The organism is Hyphomonas sp., assembly GCF_013823385.1.
Taxonomy (GTDB): domain Bacteria; phylum Pseudomonadota; class Alphaproteobacteria; order Caulobacterales; family Hyphomonadaceae; genus Hyphomonas.
Window position 1 is genome coordinate 50,933 of record NZ_PNMA01000010.1, and the last position, 18,622, is coordinate 69,554.

At 60.9% G+C, this 18,622-nt stretch carries 15 protein-coding genes; 8 read left to right on the forward strand and 7 right to left on the reverse strand.

Going from position 1 to position 18,622, the window contains the following annotated elements:
• Nucleotides 1–82 precede the first annotated feature (82 nt).
• The 6 genes from C0456_RS08170 to lexA all read left to right on the forward strand — a co-directional run bounded on the left by C0456_RS08170 (nucleotide 83) and on the right by lexA (nucleotide 6,559).
• Nucleotides 83–1,996, forward strand: coding sequence for a peptidylprolyl isomerase (locus C0456_RS08170; protein WP_291050395.1), 1,914 nt, complete (start codon nucleotides 83–85; stop codon nucleotides 1,994–1,996).
• Nucleotides 1,993–3,417: an anthranilate synthase component I gene (gene trpE, locus C0456_RS08175; RefSeq protein WP_291050397.1), complete on the forward strand. Its 1,425-nt coding sequence runs from the start codon at nucleotides 1,993–1,995 to the stop codon at nucleotides 3,415–3,417. The genes C0456_RS08170 and trpE overlap by 4 nt, the downstream gene beginning before the upstream one ends.
• Complete coding sequence (locus tag C0456_RS08180) at nucleotides 3,414–3,986, forward strand: aminodeoxychorismate/anthranilate synthase component II (RefSeq protein WP_291050399.1); 573 nt, start codon at nucleotides 3,414–3,416, stop codon at nucleotides 3,984–3,986. Before trpE ends, C0456_RS08180 begins: the two co-directional genes overlap by 4 nt.
• Nucleotides 3,983–5,008: an anthranilate phosphoribosyltransferase gene (trpD, locus tag C0456_RS08185; RefSeq protein WP_291050401.1), complete on the forward strand. Its 1,026-nt coding sequence runs from the start codon at nucleotides 3,983–3,985 to the stop codon at nucleotides 5,006–5,008. Before C0456_RS08180 ends, trpD begins: the two co-directional genes overlap by 4 nt.
• A 3-nt stretch (nucleotides 5,009–5,011) precedes the next feature.
• Nucleotides 5,012–5,809, forward strand: a complete 798-nt coding sequence (trpC, locus tag C0456_RS08190; protein ID WP_291050402.1) for an indole-3-glycerol phosphate synthase TrpC — start codon at nucleotides 5,012–5,014, stop codon at nucleotides 5,807–5,809.
• Between the two features lie 66 nt (nucleotides 5,810–5,875).
• Entirely contained in the window at nucleotides 5,876–6,559 is a 684-nt protein-coding gene (lexA, locus tag C0456_RS08195) for a transcriptional repressor LexA (protein ID WP_291050403.1), read from the forward strand.
• Here lexA and C0456_RS08200 read toward each other — a convergent pair.
• A complete protein-coding gene (locus tag C0456_RS08200) occupies nucleotides 6,540–8,630 on the reverse strand; it encodes a ComEC/Rec2 family competence protein (protein ID WP_291050404.1) in 2,091 nt (696 codons plus the stop codon). The two genes, lexA and C0456_RS08200, sit on opposite strands and share 20 nt — an antisense overlap.
• A gap of 103 nt (nucleotides 8,631–8,733) precedes the next feature.
• Here C0456_RS08200 and gltX point away from each other — a divergent pair, with 103 nt between their 5' ends.
• Nucleotides 8,734–10,194, forward strand: coding sequence for a glutamate--tRNA ligase (gene gltX, locus C0456_RS08205; RefSeq protein ID WP_291050405.1), 1,461 nt, complete (start codon nucleotides 8,734–8,736; stop codon nucleotides 10,192–10,194).
• A 48-nt stretch (nucleotides 10,195–10,242) separates the two neighbouring features.
• Nucleotides 10,243–11,547 carry a citrate synthase gene (locus C0456_RS08210; protein WP_291050406.1) on the forward strand — a complete coding sequence of 435 codons (1,305 nt, stop codon included), beginning with the start codon at nucleotides 10,243–10,245 and terminating at the stop codon, nucleotides 11,545–11,547.
• Here the strand turns inward: C0456_RS08210 and C0456_RS08215 are convergent.
• Genes C0456_RS08215 through bamA form a run of 6 tightly spaced genes read right to left on the reverse strand, consistent with a single transcriptional unit; the run spans nucleotide 11,544 to nucleotide 18,608 of the window.
• Nucleotides 11,544–12,704 carry a lipid-A-disaccharide synthase gene (locus tag C0456_RS08215; RefSeq protein ID WP_291050407.1) on the reverse strand — a complete coding sequence of 387 codons (1,161 nt, stop codon included), beginning with the start codon at nucleotides 12,702–12,704 and terminating at the stop codon, nucleotides 11,544–11,546. The genes C0456_RS08210 and C0456_RS08215 overlap by 4 nt on opposite strands.
• Complete coding sequence (locus C0456_RS08220) at nucleotides 12,701–13,549, reverse strand: LpxI family protein (protein ID WP_291050408.1); 849 nt, start codon at nucleotides 13,547–13,549, stop codon at nucleotides 12,701–12,703. Before C0456_RS08220 ends, C0456_RS08215 begins: the two co-directional genes overlap by 4 nt.
• 4 nt (nucleotides 13,550–13,553) lie before the next feature.
• The gene (lpxA, locus tag C0456_RS08225) at nucleotides 13,554–14,345 is read right to left on the reverse strand and encodes an acyl-ACP--UDP-N-acetylglucosamine O-acyltransferase (protein WP_291050409.1); all 792 of its coding nucleotides are present in this window, start codon (nucleotides 14,343–14,345) and stop codon (nucleotides 13,554–13,556) included.
• A 40-nt stretch (nucleotides 14,346–14,385) separates the two neighbouring features.
• Complete coding sequence (gene lpxD, locus C0456_RS08230) at nucleotides 14,386–15,402, reverse strand: UDP-3-O-(3-hydroxymyristoyl)glucosamine N-acyltransferase (RefSeq protein WP_291050410.1); 1,017 nt, start codon at nucleotides 15,400–15,402, stop codon at nucleotides 14,386–14,388.
• A 12-nt stretch (nucleotides 15,403–15,414) separates the two neighbouring features.
• Entirely contained in the window at nucleotides 15,415–16,011 is a 597-nt protein-coding gene (locus tag C0456_RS08235) for an OmpH family outer membrane protein (RefSeq protein WP_291050411.1), read from the reverse strand.
• Nucleotides 16,012–16,043: 32 nt separating this feature from the next.
• Entirely contained in the window at nucleotides 16,044–18,608 is a 2,565-nt protein-coding gene (bamA, locus tag C0456_RS08240; protein ID WP_291050412.1) for an outer membrane protein assembly factor BamA, read from the reverse strand.
• Nucleotides 18,609–18,622: the final 14 nt, after the last annotated feature.

Genomic DNA, 18,622 nt, shown 5'->3' on the forward strand with positions numbered 1-18,622 from the left:
TTCCCTCTCTTGCAAGTCATAAACCGGTCGCCTAGCAAGCTGTGAGCCACCCGGCAAACCCCAGAAATAAGAGAAGCGCCGTATGCTCGCACTTATGAAGAAGCTGACCCGTTCCCCGTTGGGGAAGCTGGTTCTGATGATCGTCGTTGTCGGCATGGCGCTCTGGGGTGTGGATCAGATCTTCAGCCAGGTGCGCAGCGGCCTTGGCGCGAACATCGTCAGCGCCGGCACACGCGGCCTTGATCCGGCAGACCTGGATTTCCGCGTCGAAACGGTCCTGCGGAACATCAACGCCACGGCCGAGCGCCCGATGAGCAAGTCAGAGGCCCTGGAAGAAGGGCTCATCGACCAGATCGTGGAAGTCGAGAAAGCCCGCATCACGCGCCTGGGTTATGGTGAAAGCATCGGCATTTCCCCCTCGCCCAAGGCGGTGGTGGAAGAGATGAACAACATTCCGGCGTTCCAGAACCCGCTTACCGGCGAACTGGACGCGGCCATCTTCCGGGATCGCATCGCCCAGCTGGGCATGACGCCTGCCCAGTTCGAGCGCCAGCTGCAGGACGATATTCTCATTCGCGCGCTCAGCCGGGCTGCGGGTTCGGCGGTGTATGCGCCCGACATCCTGTCAAACATTCAGGCCAATTACCTCGGCGAAACGCGCGAGGTGGCCTGGTTCCTTTATGATGCCTCGAAAGCGCCTGCCCCCGCCGCCCCCACGGATGCGGATATCAAGGCATATTATGACGAGCATATCGAACGCCTGAAACACCCTGAGCGGCGCGCGCTGGATGTACTGCGCATGTCGACCGATGACTTCACCGGCAAGGTCGAGGTCACGGATCAGGAAGTGGCCACGGTATATGAGGCGACCAAGTCGGAACGCTTCGCCGCGCCAGACCAGCGCACCTATGCCGAGTTGATGTTCCCCAGCCGCGATGCGGCGCGCACAGCTTTCGGCCTTCTGGCCGGCGGCGCCGATCCCAACAGCGTGACCGGCGCCAACTCAATTCAGATGCGCACGGCGAGAGCTGAAGAACTGTCCGACACCACGCTGCGGGACGCGATGTTCGGCCCCGGCAAGCAGAGCGGCGCCATGTTTGGGCCGCGCGAAGTGAACGGTCAGTGGATGGTGGCGCGGCTGATCTCTGTCCAACCCGGCGCTGTCAAACCGCTGGAAGAGGTCGGCGAGGAAATTCGCCTTGGTCTCGCCCGGGAACGCGCCCAGCTTCTGTTCTCGGCGGCTCTGGATACGCTGGATGAAGCGCTGTCTGCCGGGCATGATCTCCATCAGATCGCCGAGGATATCGGCGTTCCGGTGTTCAGCCTGGCCCCGATCGATCAGAATGGCATGACGGCGGACGGCCAGCGCATTTCGATGCTGGCAGACGTTCCCGAAGCGCTCCCCCAGGCTTTCCGCCTGCCGCAGAATGAAATCAGCAGCCGGTTCGATGTATCGAGTTCGGTGGTGCTTGTCTCTCCGCGCCGCATCGTTCCGGCCGCGACGCCGGAGCTTGAGGTGATCAAGGAGCGCGTTCGAGCGATGATTGTCGCCGAGCGGGCGGCCAATGCGGCGCAAGCTGCTGTCGATGCCCTCACGGACCGGATCCGCAGCGGCGCGCTGACACTGGAAGCAGCGGCGGCGCAGGCGGGAACGGAAGTTGACCGTCTGCCGGAACCTGTCTCCCGCGCCAACGCCCAGGCCATGGGCATTCCCGGACCGCTGATGCAGGCGACCTTCAACAACCCGGCCGGCAGCGTGATCAGCCTGCCGACAGGCAACGGTTCGATGTTTGCCATTCTCAAGGTGTTGACCGTCACGCCGCCCAGCGCAGACGTGCTGGCCAGCATGAGCGCGGCCTCTTCGGCAGATGTGACCAATTCGCTGGTATCCGATCTCGAAACGGCGGTGGATGACGAGATCCGCCGCGCCGTGAAGGTTCGGGAAAATGCGGCAGCGGTTGCGGCCTACAAGCGAACGATCACGGCGGCCCAATGACAGCGCGCCTGATCGTAAGGCGGCGCATCGGCGATATCGAAACGCCGGTTGGCGCCATGATGAAGCTTGGATCGGATGATCCGGGCAGCTTTCTGTTCGAGTCCATCGCCGGGGGCGAGCGGCTTGGGCGGTATTCCTTCATCGGTCTGAAGCCGGAGGTGTGGTTCCGTATCAAGAACGGCGTGGCCCAGACCAGCCGCTCGGCAGATTTTGCGGAGGCGCGCACGCTTGCAGAAGCTCCGGTAGATGCCCTGCGGAAGTTTGCGGAGACTGCGCGGGCGGAAACCTCAGAGGCCCTGCCCCCCATGGCATCGGGCGCATTCGGATATGTTGGTTACGACATGATCCAGCACGTCGAACCTGTCTCGATCACAAAGCCCGATCAGCTGGATGTGCCCGAGGCGCTGCTCGTTATTCCGCAGGTGATGGTGATCTTCGATCACATCTATCAGGAGCTGCTGCTGATCGGCCGCATTGGCGGAAGCGATGAAGCGGCCGTGAATGCCCTGCTGGACGAGGTTGAGAAGCGGCTGGAAAGCCTGCCGTCACTGCCCCCGAAGGACGGCGTGGCGCAGCAGGTGTCGCTGGTGTCTGATACGCCGAAGGAGCGCTATTTCGAAATCGTCGAGACCTGCCGGGACTATATCAAGGCGGGCGACATCTTCCAGGTGGTGCCGAGCCAGCGTTTCTCGGCGCCGTTCCGGCAGAAATCGATCAGCCTTTACCGCGCCCTGCGGCGGCTGAATCCCTCTGCCTTCATGTTCCATATCAATCTGGGCGATGTTCGCCTGGTTGGGTCAAGCCCCGAAATCCTCGTGCGGCTGCGCGAGGGGCGTGTCGCGATCCGCCCCATTGCCGGCACGCGTCCGCGCAGCGGCAATCCGGCGGAAGATGCCCTGCGCGCTGAAGACCTGCTGAATGATCCCAAGGAACGCGCCGAACACCTGATGCTGCTGGACCTTGGCCGGAATGATGTGGGCCGGGTGGCAGCCTATGGTTCTGTGGAAGTGACAGAGCAGTTCATCGTCGAGCGCTACAGCCATGTGATGCACATCGTCAGCCATGTGGAAGGCAATCTGCGCCCCGGCCTGGATGCGGTTGATGCCCTGTTCGCCGGGTTCCCGGCTGGCACCGTCTCCGGCGCGCCCAAGATCCGTGCCATGCAGATCATCAATGAGGTGGAAACCCACCGCCGCGGAATTTATGGCGGCGCGGTTGGCTATTTCGGCTGGAATGGCGATCTCGACACCTGCATTGCGCTGCGCACGGCGGTGCTCAAGGATGGCATGCTGCACATCCAGGCGGGTGGCGGCGTGGTGCTGGATTCCGACGCGCAGTATGAGTTTGACGAGACCGTCCACAAGTCCGGCGCCCTGAAGCGCGCCGCCGAACTCGCCGCAGCCTATGAGCACGATCAATGATCCTCGTCATCGACAATTATGACAGCTTCACCTGGAACCTCGTTCATTATCTTGAGGAACTCGGCGCCCATACACATGTCGTACGCAATGATCAGCTGACGGTGGAAGAAGCGCTCGCGCTGAAGCCGGATGCCGTCCTGCTCTCCCCCGGCCCCTGCACGCCGAATGAGGCCGGCATCTGCCTCGACCTCTTGAAGGCGGCGCCCGAGAGCCTACCCATTCTGGGCGTCTGCCTTGGCCACCAGGCCATTGGCCAAGCCTTTGGCGGCGCCGTGGTCAGCGCGCGCGAGATACGCCATGGCAAGATTTCCGAAATCTCGACCAATCAGACCGGCCTCTTCGAAGGATTGCCGGAGCGGTATCGGGTCGTGCGGTATCATTCCCTCGCAATCCGCACGGATGACCTTCCAGACAGCCTCCTCGCCGACGCCTATACCGACGACGGAGAGATCATGGCCGTCCATCACAAGACCCGCCCCATCTACGGGGTCCAGTTCCATCCGGAGAGCATCCTGACTGAGCATGGCCATGCCCTCCTCAAGAACTTTCTCAAGCAGGTGAAGCAGTGAGCGAAAGCGCTCTCAATTCGGCCATCCAGGCAATCGCGCGCGGTCTTCCGCTTGAGGAGGGCATGCTGGAGGGCGCGTTCGATACGCTGCTTTCCGGTGAGGCCGCGCCGGAAGAAGTCGGCGCGTTCCTGGCTGGCCTCACGGTGCGCGGCGAGACGGCAAATGAACTCACCGCTGGCGCCCGCATCATGCGGCGCCATGCCCGCCGCGTCAGTGTCGATGGCCCGCTGCTCGACACCTGCGGCACCGGCGGCCTGCCCTGGAAATCGCTCAACACCTCCACCGCCAGCGCTATCGTGATTGCCGCTTCCGGCGGCCGGGTCGCCAAGCATGGTAACCGCTCCGTGCCGCCCAAGACAGGCTCGGCGGACGTGCTCGAAGCCCTCGGCCTTCAGCTAGAGCTCAGCGACACAGCCTTCCGGGCGTGTCTTGATCAGGCGGGTGTCGGCTTCCTCTTTGCCCGCAGCTATCATTCCGCCATGCGGCATGTGGCGCCAATCCGCCAGAAGCTTGGTATCCGCACGATTTTCAACCTCCTCGGCCCGCTCTCGAACCCTGCTGGCGCCGAATATTCCGTGCTCGGTGTATATGACCGGCAGTGGGTTATCCCGATGGCCGAAGCGCTCAAGGCGCTCGGCACCCGCCGCGCCTGGGTCGTGCATGGCCTCGCCGGCATCGACGAAATCTCGATCTCTGGCCCCACGGAAGTCTGTGAGGTCACCCCGGACTCCGTCCGCCATTTCCAGCTGACACCTTCGGACGCTGGCCTACCTGTCCATCCGATCTCAGCCATCGAGGGCGGCGCGCCGGAAGAGAACGCGGCGGCCATCCGTGACCTGCTCGACGGCCGCGAAGGGCCTTTCCGCGACATCGTTCTTTTCAACGCCGCAGCGGGCCTTCTGGTGAGCGGACTTGTGTCCGATCTGCCCGCAGGCGTTGCGCGCGCCGCCGAAGCGATCGACAGCGGCGCCGCCCGCGAAACGCTGAACACGCTCGTGCGCACCTCACGGGAAAGCGACTAGGCCATGAAAACTGCGCTCGACCGCATCATTGATTACAAGCATGACGAAGTGCGCGCGCTCAAGGCGGCCCGCTCGCTCGCGGACCTCGAGGCAGCGGCCAGGGCCGCCTCTCCTGTTCGCGGTTTCGCTGCGGCGCTGACTGATGTAGCAGACGCAGGCCAGAATGCGCTGATCTGCGAGATCAAGCGCAAGAGCCCTTCGGCGGGCGATATCCTGCCGGGCGCGGATCCTGTCGAAATCGCGCAGGACTATGAGCGCGGTGGCGCTGCCTGCCTTTCCGTGCTGACAGATATGCCGAGCTTCGGCGGCAGTCTTGCCGATTTTGAAGCCATCCGCGCTGCCGTCAGCATGCCGATGCTTCGCAAGGACTTCATGATCGATCCCATACAGATCATCGAAGCGCGGGCACATGGTGCAGACTGTATCTTGATCATCATGTCGGCCGTGGACGATACTCTGGCGGCAGAGCTTCATCACTGCGCGACGGATCTTGGCATGGATGTGCTGATCGAGACGCATGACGAAGCGGAAATGGAGCGCGCCCTGCGTCTCCCTTCCCCCCTGATTGGCGTCAACAATCGGGACCTCAAGAAGATGGTTACGGATCTGACCACTACCGAGCGCCTCGCGCCGATGCTTCCTGCCGGCCGGCATCTTGTTTCAGAAAGCGGCATTGCCGACCCGGAGAGCATCATCCGCCTGCGAAAGGTCGGTTCACGGCGTTTCCTGATCGGCGAGTGGCTCATGAAACAGGGCGCCTCGCGTTCCGAGCAGGTAAAGCGCCTGAAACTCGCCTGTTGAGATTGACCCGAACAGGGAACGCTTGTAGAACAAAAGCGAACAGAGATTCGCATCGGGAACCGCTCCATGCTCACAACCAAGCAGAAAGAGCTGCTGCTCTTCATCAATGATCGCATCAAGGAAACCGGGGTTTCGCCCTCCTTTGATGAAATGAAGGAAGCGCTTGATCTCGCTTCCAAGTCCGGCATCCACCGGCTGATTACGGCGCTGGAAGAACGCGGCTTCATCCGCCGCCTGGCAAACCGGGCGCGGGCCCTTGAAGTGTTGAAGCTGCCCGAGTCCGCCATTCCGCCGCCCAATGCCCGCCAGCGGCGGGATTTCCGCCCGGCCCTGGTCACCAATCAGGGCGTGGAAACGCCCCGCATCGCCGGCATGATCCCGCTCGTCGGCCGCATCGCGGCAGGGTCACCCATCTCTGCCATCCAGCAGGACAATGGCCAGGTGGCCAGCCCCGGCGGGCTTCCGGAAGGCGATGATTATTTCGCCCTCGAGGTTCAGGGCGATTCGATGATCCAGGCCGGTATCCTCAATGGCGATACCGTCATCCTGAAGCGCACCAATACGGCGCAGACGGGCGACATTGTTGTGGCGCTGATCGATGGCGAGGAAGCGACCTTGAAACGCCTGCGCCGCAAGGGGGCGTCTGTGGCGCTTGAGGCGGCAAACCCCGCCTTTGAAACCCGCATCTTCGGGCCAGACCGGGTTGAGGTGCAGGGCCGTCTCGTCGCGCTTATCCGGCGGTACGAATAAGCCGCTCGAAATACTCCCGAGCGCCGCCTGAGGGCTGCGCCAGGCCATTCTCACTGCACCGGCGCCAGGGGCGTTCGGTGCAGTTTTGTATCTGCACCACATAGAGGTCTTCATCCCGTGCATAGACGGTGATGCCGCCCGCCTCTCTTGCCTGCGTCCAGGTAAAGGTGAGGTCACCGCTTGCCGCGCCTTCTCTCAATATCTGGATACGGATCGTATCGGGTGCCTGCTCCGTATCGGCCTTTTTATTCCGCTCTGCCGGGCCGAGGGCTGTGATGCTCAGACCTGAAAACGAGGGGTATTGGCACGCTTCAAGGCCACACCCTTCCCTGTCGGGAGCTTCGGAGAATCGCAAGGGCGGCAGACCATCCCCGTCGACAAATTCAAGGCGCGAAACCATGCCTTGCGTATCTGCGATGAAGACATCGCCGGAAGCAGACCAGTGGAGCACCACTTTCGGCGCCGTACTCCAGAGCCAGATGGCTGGAGCCAGCAGGCATGCTGCGCCGATCAGGCGGGCCCAACCAGCGAAGGCCATCATCGCCCCCAAGGCCAGCGACAGAAACACCAGCGCCAGCGGCGGCATGGGAACCGGCATGCGGATGACGCCGGGGGAGAGATTGTAGAAAAAATGCGTCATGTTGAGCACCAGTTCGAGCGACTGGCCCAGAAGCCGCAGCCCGAGTTCGGCTTGCCCGAACAGTGCAAGGATGACCGTGAGCGCCGCCGCCGGCGCGGTGACAAACGTGACCACGGGCATGATGGCGAAATTGGCGAAGAGCCCGACGGGAGACAGCCGGTCGAAGTGAAAGAAGGAAAACGGCGCCGTCGCTGCGTCCGAGACAACGGAGGTCATGATGATCGAGGCCCAGGCAAAGCCGATTGGTCCAAGAACGCGCTCTCGGCTGGACCGGTGATTTCGCCAGACTTCATAAGTGGCGATAAGGCCGCCGGTGGCCGCGAAGGACATCTGAAAACCCGGCGTCACCACGCTTTCGGGCTGGAGCAGAACGATGACGATCAGCGCAATCGCAAAGGTCCGCAGGCTGATGGCGGCGCGATCGAAGATGACTGCGAGGAAAACGATCGCGGCCATGATGAAGGCCCGCTGCGTCGAAACGCTTGCGCCGGAAACTATAAGATAGGCTGCGCAGGTGATCAGGGCGATGACCGCAGCAATTTTCTGCACGGGCACCCTCAAGGCCAGCGGTTCAATCAGTACCAGCGACCGCCGGATGAGGAAAAAGGTCAGCCCCCCGACGATAGAGAGATGGAGACCGGATATGGCCAGCAGATGGGCGAGGCCGGTATCCCTCAGAGCGTTCTGATCCTCCGGGCGCAGAAAGCTCCGGTCCCCGGCGATCAGGGCTGCGGCGAGGCCGCCTGCCCGCTCCCCGGCCGCCTCATTCACATAGCTGGAGAGCAGCCTGCGCTGGGCAGATATCCAGAGCGCTGCCTGATCCCTCACGCTGTCCGGCGCCCCGAGAACCCCGCCCCGGCAGCGCCCCTGCACATAGCCGACCGCGCCAAGCTTCTGGAAATAAGCCTGCCGCCGGAAATCATAATCCCCCGGCAGGGTGGGTGAAGGCGGTGGGCGAAGCACCACCCAGCACCGCACGAACCGGCCCGATGATACCTCCAGCCGGGCGCGGTGGGTCACCCTCACCAATTCCGGCTGCAGGTCTGCAGGAAAGCCTGCGATGGAGTGAACCTTGATCTTGAGGCGCGCGCCTTTTTCGCCGGGTTCGATATTCGCGACCCACCCTTCCAGCATGACGGGGCGGGTCTCTGCGGTAATCACGGGCGCCTCCACCCGCCAGGTGCGCAGAGCCCCCGCCGAAAAGCCAATGACAGCCCCAAACAGGCAAACGGCGAGCGCGTATGTGAAGTCTGACCGGTGCGCCCAGCGGACAAGCAGAAACATCGGCGCTACCGCACCAAAGAGCGTAGCCACTTCGATACGCGTAGGCTCAAACGGCACTGACAGGTAGGCGGCAGCGCCCGCGCACATGGCAAATGCCAGCAGCAGCGGCCGGGAATCCACGCCCACAACGCTGGCCGTATCCCGCATGAGCTTCCGGAAGAAACCGTCCCCCTCTTGCACTTCGCCCCGTCCTCGTGTTTGACCACCCCAACAGCGGCCACAGCGCCGGTCAGTCGGAGCGTGCCACAGGATGTCCGTCGTTACTCGATTTGCCCCATCCCCAACGGGAATGCTGCATATTGGAGGCGCTCGGACGGCACTTTTCAACTATTTGTTTGCGCGCCGTAATGGCGGGCGGTTTCTCCTGCGAATTGAGGATACTGACCGCGAGCGCTCCACCCAGGCGGCAACCGACGCCATTCTGGACGCCATGCAATGGCTGGGCCTGACGCCGGATGAGCCGCCGGTGATGCAATCAGCGCAGGTGGCGCGTCACGCCGCTGTAGCGCATGAGATGATCGAGCGCGGCACCGCCTTCAAATGCTACGTAACGGCCGAGGAGCTTCAGGCCCGCCGGGATCTGGGCGAGGAGAAGCGCCTGGCCGCCCGCGAGGAAGGCCTCAGCGAAGCAGCGCGGGAAGCCCTGCTGGCGGAAGCATCGCAACTTCTGGCGCCCTTCCGGTCGCCTTACCGGGATGGCGCGCCAGCGCCCTCTCCCGACGCGCCCTTCACCGTGCGCCTTCGCGCGCCTGAAAGTGGCCCGCGCACCGTGGAAGACGGCGTTCAGGGCAGCGTGACCATCGACGCGTCGGAAATCGACGATCTGATCATGCTCCGCGCTGATGGCACGCCCACCTATATGCTGGCGGTGGTGGTCGACGATCACGATATGGGCGTCACCCATGTCATTCGCGGCGACGACCATCTGCGCAACACCTTTCGCCAGGTACCGATCTACGAGGCCATGGGCTGGGATGTTCCCAAATTCTCCCATGTTCCCATGATCCACGGCAATGATGGCGCCAAGCTCTCCAAACGCCATGGCGCCCTTTCCACCACGGCTTACCGGGACATGGGCTATCTGCCTGAGGCCATGAAGGCCTACCTCCTCCGTCTTGGGTGGAGCCATGGTGACCAAGAGATATTCACAGACGAGGAAGCCATCGCCTTGTTTGATGTCTCCGGCATCAACAAGGCCCCGGCCCGGCTGGACCTCGACAAGCTGGCAACGGTCAACGCGCACTTCATCCGCCTGGCCGACGATGCGCGCCTGTTTGACCTGATTTGTCCGATTTTGTCCGCGAATGGTCCTCTGAGTGACAGCGATCAGCACCGGATTCGGGCCGCTCTGCCGCACATGAAAGACCGGGGAACCACCCTCATCGAACTGGCGGCAGCGTTCGATTTCCTCAGGGTAAAGCGCCCCCTTGAGATGAATAAAAATGCACGTAAAGCCTTGTCTGACGAAGGGAAACTTCGTCTTAAGGGACTGTATGATGAACTGCAGCGAATGTCGCAGTGGTCAGGCGCTAGCATTTCGGAAACGATAAAGTCATATTGCGCCGCAACAGGCCTATCTATGGGGCAGATAGGCCCGCCACTCAGAGCCGCACTTACCGGCGGACTTCCTGCACCGGACCTCGCGCCGGTGATGGAATGGCTCGGCCGGGAAGAGACGCTCGCACGAATTGACGACCAACTTGCCAGCTGACACGCAAGTCGACGCCGGCCAACAGAAATGGAACAGGGTTAAAGGCTGATGGAAAACAAGGTTAAAGACGCTGGAACGGCCAAACTTGAAGTCGCAGGCAAGACGGTCACGCTGCCAGTGTATTCTGGCACGCACGGCCCGAATGTAATCGACATCCGGAAACTCTATGCAGAAGTTGACCACTTCACGCTCGACCCTGGTTTTACCTCTACAGGCAGCTGTGAAAGCCAGATTACCTTCATCGACGGCGATGAAGGCATCCTGCTCCACCGCGGTTACCCCATTGAGCAATTGGCCGAGAAATCAAGCTATCTGGAGCTCTGCTACCTCCTCCTGAACGGCGAACTGCCGACCAAGGAAGAATATGAGGCATTCGGCAAGGATGTGCGCCAGCACACCCTGCTCCACACCCAGCAGGACCGCTTCTTCGACGGTTTCCGCCGTGACAGCCATCCGATGGCGATGCTCACCGGCACCGTCGGGGGCATGGCAGCCTTCTATCCGGGCGCCATGGGCAATGAAGACCCCGAAGAGCGCCGCCGCGATTCCATCCGCCTGATCGCGAAGATGCCGACCATCGCAGCGCGCTGCATGAAGTACAATTTGGGCCAGAAGTTCGTCGATCCGCTGAACCGTCTGTCCTACTCCGAAAACTTCCTCAACATGTGCTTCTCGGTGACCGCCGAAGACTATGAAGTGAACCCGGTTCTCGCCCGCGCGATGGATCGCTTCTTCATGCTCCACGCCGATCATGAGCAGAACGCATCGACCTCAACCGTCCGCCTCGTGGCTTCCTCCGGCGCTCACCCCTTCGCGGCAATTGCGGCAGGTGTTGCCAGCCTATGGGGCCCCAGCCATGGCGGCGCCAATGAAGCTGCCCTGCGCCAGCTGCGCGAAATCGGCGACATCAGCAATGTTCCGGATTTTGTGAAGAAGGTGAAGGACAAGTCCAGCGGCGTGCGCCTGATGGGCTTTGGTCACCGCGTTTACAAGAACTACGATCCGCGCGCGAAAGTGATGCAGAAAACTGCTCACGAAGTGCTCGACGCGCTCGACCTGCGTGACCATCCGCTGCTCAAGGTTGCCATGGAGCTGGAGCGCATTGCCCTCCAGGACGAATATTTCGTTGCCAAGAAACTCTATCCGAACGTCGATTTCTATTCGGGCATCATCCTCGAAGCGATGGGTTTCCCGACCAAGATGTTCACGGTGCTTTTCGCCGTGGCGCGTACTGTCGGCTGGGTGTCTCAGATGAACGAGATGCTGGAAGACCCCACGCAGAAGATCGGCCGTCCGCGCCAGATCTATACCGGCGCGGCGATGCGGGACTACAAACCGATGGATGGCCGCTAACCGGCTTTGAATTCGTCCAGAATAGCCCCGGCAGCGAGCACCGCTGCCGGGGTTTTTTCTTTCAGGAGCCGCGTCAGCGCTTGCGCCTGCGCTTCCCGCTGGCGCTGCAGGGCGCCAGGTTCCTTGATCCAGCTGATAGCCTGAGCGGCGATCAATTCGGGCTTCTGCTTCGTCTGCACGAATTCCGGCACCACCGAGGTATCGTCGTTCAGGATATTCAGCAGCGTGATGTGGGTCTTCTTGTAGAGCAGCCCGCGCGCCAGGGACCAGGTAACCCAGCCGGTCTTGTAGGCGACGATCATCGGCGCGCCCTGCATGGCAACTTCGCTGGTCACCGTGCCAGAACAGGCCAGAACCACATCTGCCGCGGCCATGGCATCGAATCGTTGGCTCCCATCTGTCAGGACGGTGAACTGTTCGGGCGCCTCCGGAAACGCCTCGCGGAACGTCTCGGCTGCGTTCTCGGCCGGCTCGACAAACAGCCGCGTGCCGGGCAAGGCGCGCTTGACGAGCGCGGCGGCCTCCATGAGCGCGGGGGCGACGCGGGCAATTTCGCTTTTCCGGCTGCCAGGCAGGACCAGGAGCGCGGTGTCTCCATCGGTAAGGCCGTGGCGGCGCCTGAAGCCCGCGCGATCCCCCTGCCCCCCCCGAGAAAGCGCAGGGTTACCGATCACGGTCGTCTTCAAACCGAAGGGTTCGTAATAGGGAACCTCAATGTCGTGCATGCAGAGCAGATGATCGACTGTGGCCGCAAGCGTCTTTGCGCGGCCAGGCCGGGTTGCCCATACTTGCGGGCCGATCAGCTTGACCAGGCGGATGTGCGGCGCTTTCGCCCTGACCCTCTGGGCGACGCGAAGCATGAACCCCCAGGAATCCACCAGAACAACGACCTTTGGATCGGCTGCCACGATTGCTTCTGTTGCCGCGTCAGCCAGTTTGACCACATCGCCGTATGCCTTGATGCCCTCCAGAAATCCGAGGACGGACAGAGGGGAAATATCAATGGGCGAGGCAATACCAATTTCAGCGAGATGTTCCCCGCCAATCCCCTGGATACGAAGGCTCGTGTCTGATCGCCAGAGCGCGTCGATGACTTCTCGGGCGAGCAGATCGCCTGAAGCTTCCGCCGCGACAAAATAAATGTCTGAAGTGCTCACGAGACACCCATTTCAGGCGGAAAGCCGTAAATGAAGATACCGAGTTCCGCCGCACGCTGCTCCATCCGTACACGGTTGAGCATCAGTGCGCCGCCGGCTTCTATCGCAATGCCGGCGAGACCGGCTGCGGCCGCAAGCTCGACCGTAGAGACACCCGTCGTGGGCAGATCAATCCGCCGCTCCTGAACCGGCTTGGGCCGCTTTGCGAGGACGCCGCGGCGCTGCTCCGGCGTTCCTCTGATTTCAGCAGGCAAATCCGCGCAGCGGCGCAGCATTTCGTCGGTGCCTTCCTGAGCCTCCACGGCTAAGACAAGCCCATCACAGACAACACACCCCTGCCCGATGTCCAGCGTTCCGGTGGCGGCCGCCACCTTTGCGGCAACCAGTACATCCTGCATCATGGCTTCAGTGGGCTGAGGACCCGCAATGAGCCCTGCGGGCGCCAGAAGGCTGGCATGGGCGACATCACTACCGATAACGCGGAAGCCGTTTTTTTCAAACTCACCCACAAGCACACGCAGCAGGGCATCATCGCCCTTGCGCGCCTCGGAAATGACCTTCGGAAGTAGAGAAAGCCCTTTGAAATCGAGCTTCAGGTTCTTGAAGTCCGGCCGGCTGACATTCCCGGCAAAGACAACATCCTTGCACCCCGCAGCTTTCAGGCGATCCATTACTGCGCCGATCTCACCGAGCCCGACAACGCTGCCTTCGAACTTCTCAAGGCGTGGTTCCTCAAAGCCCTTGAGACGCAGAACGTAAACGCCCTGTCCCGTGGAAACCGCGTTCTCCGCAATCGCGACCGGCAATTCTCCCAAACCCGCGATAAGTCCCAATGGCGCCGTCATCGCGTCACGCCGGCTTGCAGATGGGGCGGTCTCCGCCCTCAAGGACAAAGTTGATCAGTTCCATTGCCAGCGGCTTTCCAGCGAAGTTGCGGGCCGCCTGGGTCAAACGATCCTTGAACAGACCTTCTCCCTCGAACACAGCCTTGTAGGCCGCCCGGATCTCGTGAAGGTCTGCCTTGGTGAACCCTCTGCGCTTCAGGCCAACGGTATTGAGGCCCGCCAGCTTCGCGTGATTGCCGACGACCGAGCCGAATGGGATGACGTCATCCACAACGATGGCCCCCCCGCCGATGAAGGCGTTCCGGCCAACCCGGCTGAACTGGTGGACAGCCGAGAGGCCTCCGAACCAGACATTGTCGCCAACCTCGATATGCCCCGCGAGGGAGACATTGTTCGCCATCACGACATTGTTCCCGATGATGCAATCATGCGCGATATGGGCGCCGATCATGATGTAACAGGCGGTGCCTACCTTGGTGACCCCCCCATGCTTGGGGATGCCGGAATGCGCTGTTGCATATTCGCGGAAAACGCTTCCGGCGCCGATCTCCAGTCGGGAGTCCGGGGTTTCTCGCATACCCAGAACCTGTGGCCCGCATCCCAGGACCGCGTGGGGATAAAGCAGGCAGTTTTCGCCCAGCTTTGTATTCCCGACGACCGAGGCATGGGAGATAAGTTCTGTTCCAGCCCCGAGCTCTGCCATAGGCCCGACATGACAGAACGGGCCTATGCGTACGCCATCGTGCAGAACGGCGCCGCTTTCGACCACTGATGTGGGGTGCACCTCAACGCTCATCGCGAGGACCTTCCTGATCTTCTGACGGCAACTCCGTCAATCAACCGCTTTTCTTTGGATTGGCCTGCTTTTGCAACCATGCGACTTCTCGCATCCACTGACGGATCGGTTTGGCGGGCGTACCACCCCAAGTCTCTCCGCTCTCGATATCCCTGAAAAGGCCGGCCGACGCAGCAAGGCTCACGCGCTCGCCTACCTGAACATGGTCGGCGATACCCACACGGCCTCCCAGCATCGAGCCATCGCCCACACGTACCGAACCCGAGATGCCGCCAAAGGCAGCCACGATAACGCCGCGCCCCAGAACAACATTGTGCGCGATCTGGCAGAGATTATCGATCTTCGTCCGCTCACCAATGATTGTGTCTTCAAATACACCGCGGTCCACGCAGCTATTGGCACCCAGCGTCGCATGATCCTGTATGATCACCCGTCCGAAGTGAGGCGCATCTTCAGCGCCATTCGGCCCGACCAGTACGCCAAAACCGGTTTCACCGATACGGGCACCGGCGAGAACGGTCACATGATCGCCGAGCAATGCGCAATGGACCGAGGCATTCGCGCCAATTGACGTGTTGCGGCCAATCTGCACGCCGGCGCCAATGACGGCGTTAGAGCCTATGACCGTCCCTTCCCCGATGGCCGCGCCGGGGCCGATCACCGCGCCAGGCTGAACCAAAGCGCCAGGATGGATTTGCGCCAGCGAAGAGATCGGCTCAACACCATAAGCTTCAAAATGCCGTGGACGGAACAACGCGCTGGCAACGACGCTGTGCGCATGCCGCGGAAAGGAAGTTTCCAGAACGGCTACGCCCTCCGGCACAAAACCCTTCATTGCCGTATTGGCAAAGACGGCTTGGAGGTGAGGGCTTAGGGATGGCGCAGCTTTGCCGTCTCCATCAAGGAAAGCAATTTCGGCGGCCTTTGCATTGGCCGCCGAAGCTATTCCGGAAATCTCTAAACCAGCATCCCCTGTAAGCGTTGCTCCTGTCCGGCCGGCAATCTCTTCCAGCGTCAATGCCCCCAATGGTGCATAGAATCGAGTGTCGACCGTCACAGCAATACCTTATCAGTTACCGCCCTGAGGCGCTGTCGGCAGTTTCTGACGGGTGACAGCGATCGCGGCAGTCTTCGCGTCAAGTTTCTGGATAACAGCTGCCGTTGCATCGACGGCATCGGCGGAGAACACAACCTGGCTCTTCAGAAGAACAACCTGGGCATTCTTTTCACGAATGACTTCGGTGAGAACCGGGTCAAGCGCATTGTTGAAGTCGATGATGGCTTTTTCTGCGGTCATCGCATATTCGCGCTCAGCGATGGCACGCTTCTGGTTCAGTTCGTTGTTCTTCTTCTGAAACGCAGCGAGCTCGTTTACGAGCGCCGTATCAGCGGCAATCGCTTCGCGGGTCTTGCCTTCGAGTTTGGGCTGAAGGGTCTTGGCTTCGGTCTCGAGCGATTTGCGCGTGGGCTCGAGCTCGTTGTTGATCTGCTTCTCGATGTTCTGAAGCTTGGTCTGGATGTCCTTGCCTGCTTTGCTGTCAAGGAAAATCTTGTTGTCGTCGATGACCATGACGCCCGAGGTCTGCGCTTGCGCTGCCTGAACCGCCGAGACAGAAACGACCGCCGCCAGCATCATGGCGGCAACGAGAGTTCTGATGAATGACATAGTTAGTTCTTCCTACTCTGGGGCTTGCGATATCAGAATCGCGTTGAGGTGGAGAACCGGAAGGTTTCTGTCCGGTCGTATTCTTCCTTGCGGAGGATTTGCGAGAAATCGAAGCGGATTGGGCCGAAAGGCGAGTTCCAGAACACGCTGAGACCAGCGGAAGCCCGCAGCGTTGCCGCGTCCTTTGTCATCCGGATCGCCGTCAGGCCTGGGTAGCCGAACGGAGCGCCATCCTCAAGAATGACTGTGGCGCCCTTGTCGACATCTTCAAGCAATCCAAGAGAGCCGACGTCCAGGAACAGCGCGCTCTTGATGCCGTATTCTTCCGGAATGAAGTTTGGAACCGTGAGCTCGAATGTACCTTGATAGTACGCGTTGCCGCCCATTGAGTTGAGTCGCTGGGTGGAGACAACTTCGCCCGTATCCGGATCGATCAGGCGCAGAATTTCACGGGGACCAAGGCCCGCCACATCAAAGCCGCGGAATGTACTGCCACCGCGGAAGAAGCGATTGTTGATGCGCACGCCCTGCTCATCATCCAGCGGCACCACGAAACCGCCGGAGAAGTTCGCGCTGGCCACCACGTCCCGCCAGATGCCGCGATAGAAAGATGCGCCAGTTTCCGTACGAATGTATTTCACATCGCCGCCAACACCGGCGAGATCCTGACTAAAGCGGAAATTGAAACCGCGCGTTGGCGAAATCGGATCGTTGGTTTGATCCCAGAAGAAATCATACCCAACAATGCTGGAGATGTCGCTGCGTTCCGAACGGCAAATCGTATTGCGGAGCAGGTAAGCGGGGTCACAGATATCAACCACAGCCTCGCCAGGACCTTCGTCACCTGGCTCCGGAAGTCTGTAGATGTCATCGGTGAGATCGTTCGGTGTATCCTGCCCTGCAATCTGCGTGCGGCTGCGCAGAAGCATGCCGCTGGAATCGATGATGATATTCTGGTTGGCAATACTGACATCATCAGACTGCAGACGGTAACGGACACCCATCTGCATGCGATCCGTGAGCGGGAACGCCATTCGCACACCGCCGCCGATCGTGTCGCTGGTGAAGCCTGTGTATTCTTCAAAATCCTGGCGGGTCGCGAACAGATCAACGCCGGCCGACAGGTTCCGATCCAGGAAGCGCGGCTCCGTAAAGCGCAGATCCACGATCTGCTGCCGGCTTGAGAGGGACGTTCTGGCGACGACGGACTGGCCGCGTCCACGAAGGTTCCGCTGAGATGCGCTTAGATCAAACAGATAGGCATCGACCGAGGAGAAACCGGCAGCGAAGGACAGCTCGCCCGTCGATTGCTCTGTAACCTTGACATCAACGATGGTCCGGTCCGGCTGTTCGCTGGGTGTTTCAACGACTTCAACATCCTTGAAGAAGCCAAGCGCGCGGACGCGGTTGCGCGAGCGGTCGAGCAAAATCCGGTTGAATGCATCGCCCTCGGAGAGACGGAGTTCGCGGCGGATAACGCGGTCCAGTGTCTGGGTGTTCCCAACGATATTGATCCGGTCGATGTAGACACGCGGGCCTTCATCGATCGCGAAGGTGATGTCGATCCGGCCGGACTGTTCGTTTACACTGATCTGTGGGCGGACATCCACAAAGGCGTAACCGGCGACGCCAGCTGCATATGTCAGACTATCGATCGTTGTTTCGATCAGGCTGCCGCGGAAAAGCTCGCCCTCCTGAATTGGAACAACCGCCTGCAGAACATTTGCGTCCAGCTTCTCAAGTGCAGTCTCTACCTTGATCACGCCGAAATCGTACTGGCGCCCCTCTTCCACCGTGTAGGTGATGTAGAAGTCTTTCTGATCCGGCGTCAGCTCTGCGACAGCGGACGAAACGCGGAAGTCATAATAGCCGTTATTCTGGTAGAACTCGCGAAGGCGTTCGCGGTCATACTCGAGACGGTTTGAATCGTAGTTGTCGTTGGAACTGAAGAAACGCCAGAACCGCGATTGCTTCGTAACGATCTCATTGCGCAGCCGGGAGTCGGAATAAGCTTGGTTGCCGATGAAGTTGATCGAGCGAACGCCGGTAACGGGCCCTTCGGTGATCTCGAAGATCAGGTCCACACGGTTCTGTTCCAAAGGTTTATACTGCGGTTCCACCTTGGCAGCAAACCGGCCCGACCGCCGATAGAGCTCCATGATCCGCTGCACGTCTGACTGCACGCGGGCGGCGGTAAAAATTCCACGCGGCGCAGCCTGGATTTCCTCGCGAAGCTTGTCGTCCTTGAGCGCGCGGTTGCCCTCAAAAATCACCCGGTTGATGATCGGGTTCTCAACGACCTGTATAACAAGGTCGTTGCCCCGGCGATCAATCGAAACGTCGGCAAACAGGTTTGTTGCAAACAGTGTTTTCAGAGAAAGGTCGATCCGGTCGGGATCGAATGCGTCGCCGGGCTCGACCAGAAGGTACGACTGGACCGTGCGCGCCTCGATACGCTGGTTGCCCTCAACCAGAATCGATCGGATCGTTCCCCCGTAAAGAGAGTCTTCCTGCGCGCTGGCAGTGGCGCCGAAGTTGCTCACGCCCAATGCAAGGGCGCTGGTCGCAAGAAATGTGGCCGCGAGGAACTTACGCATTATGGATATCACTC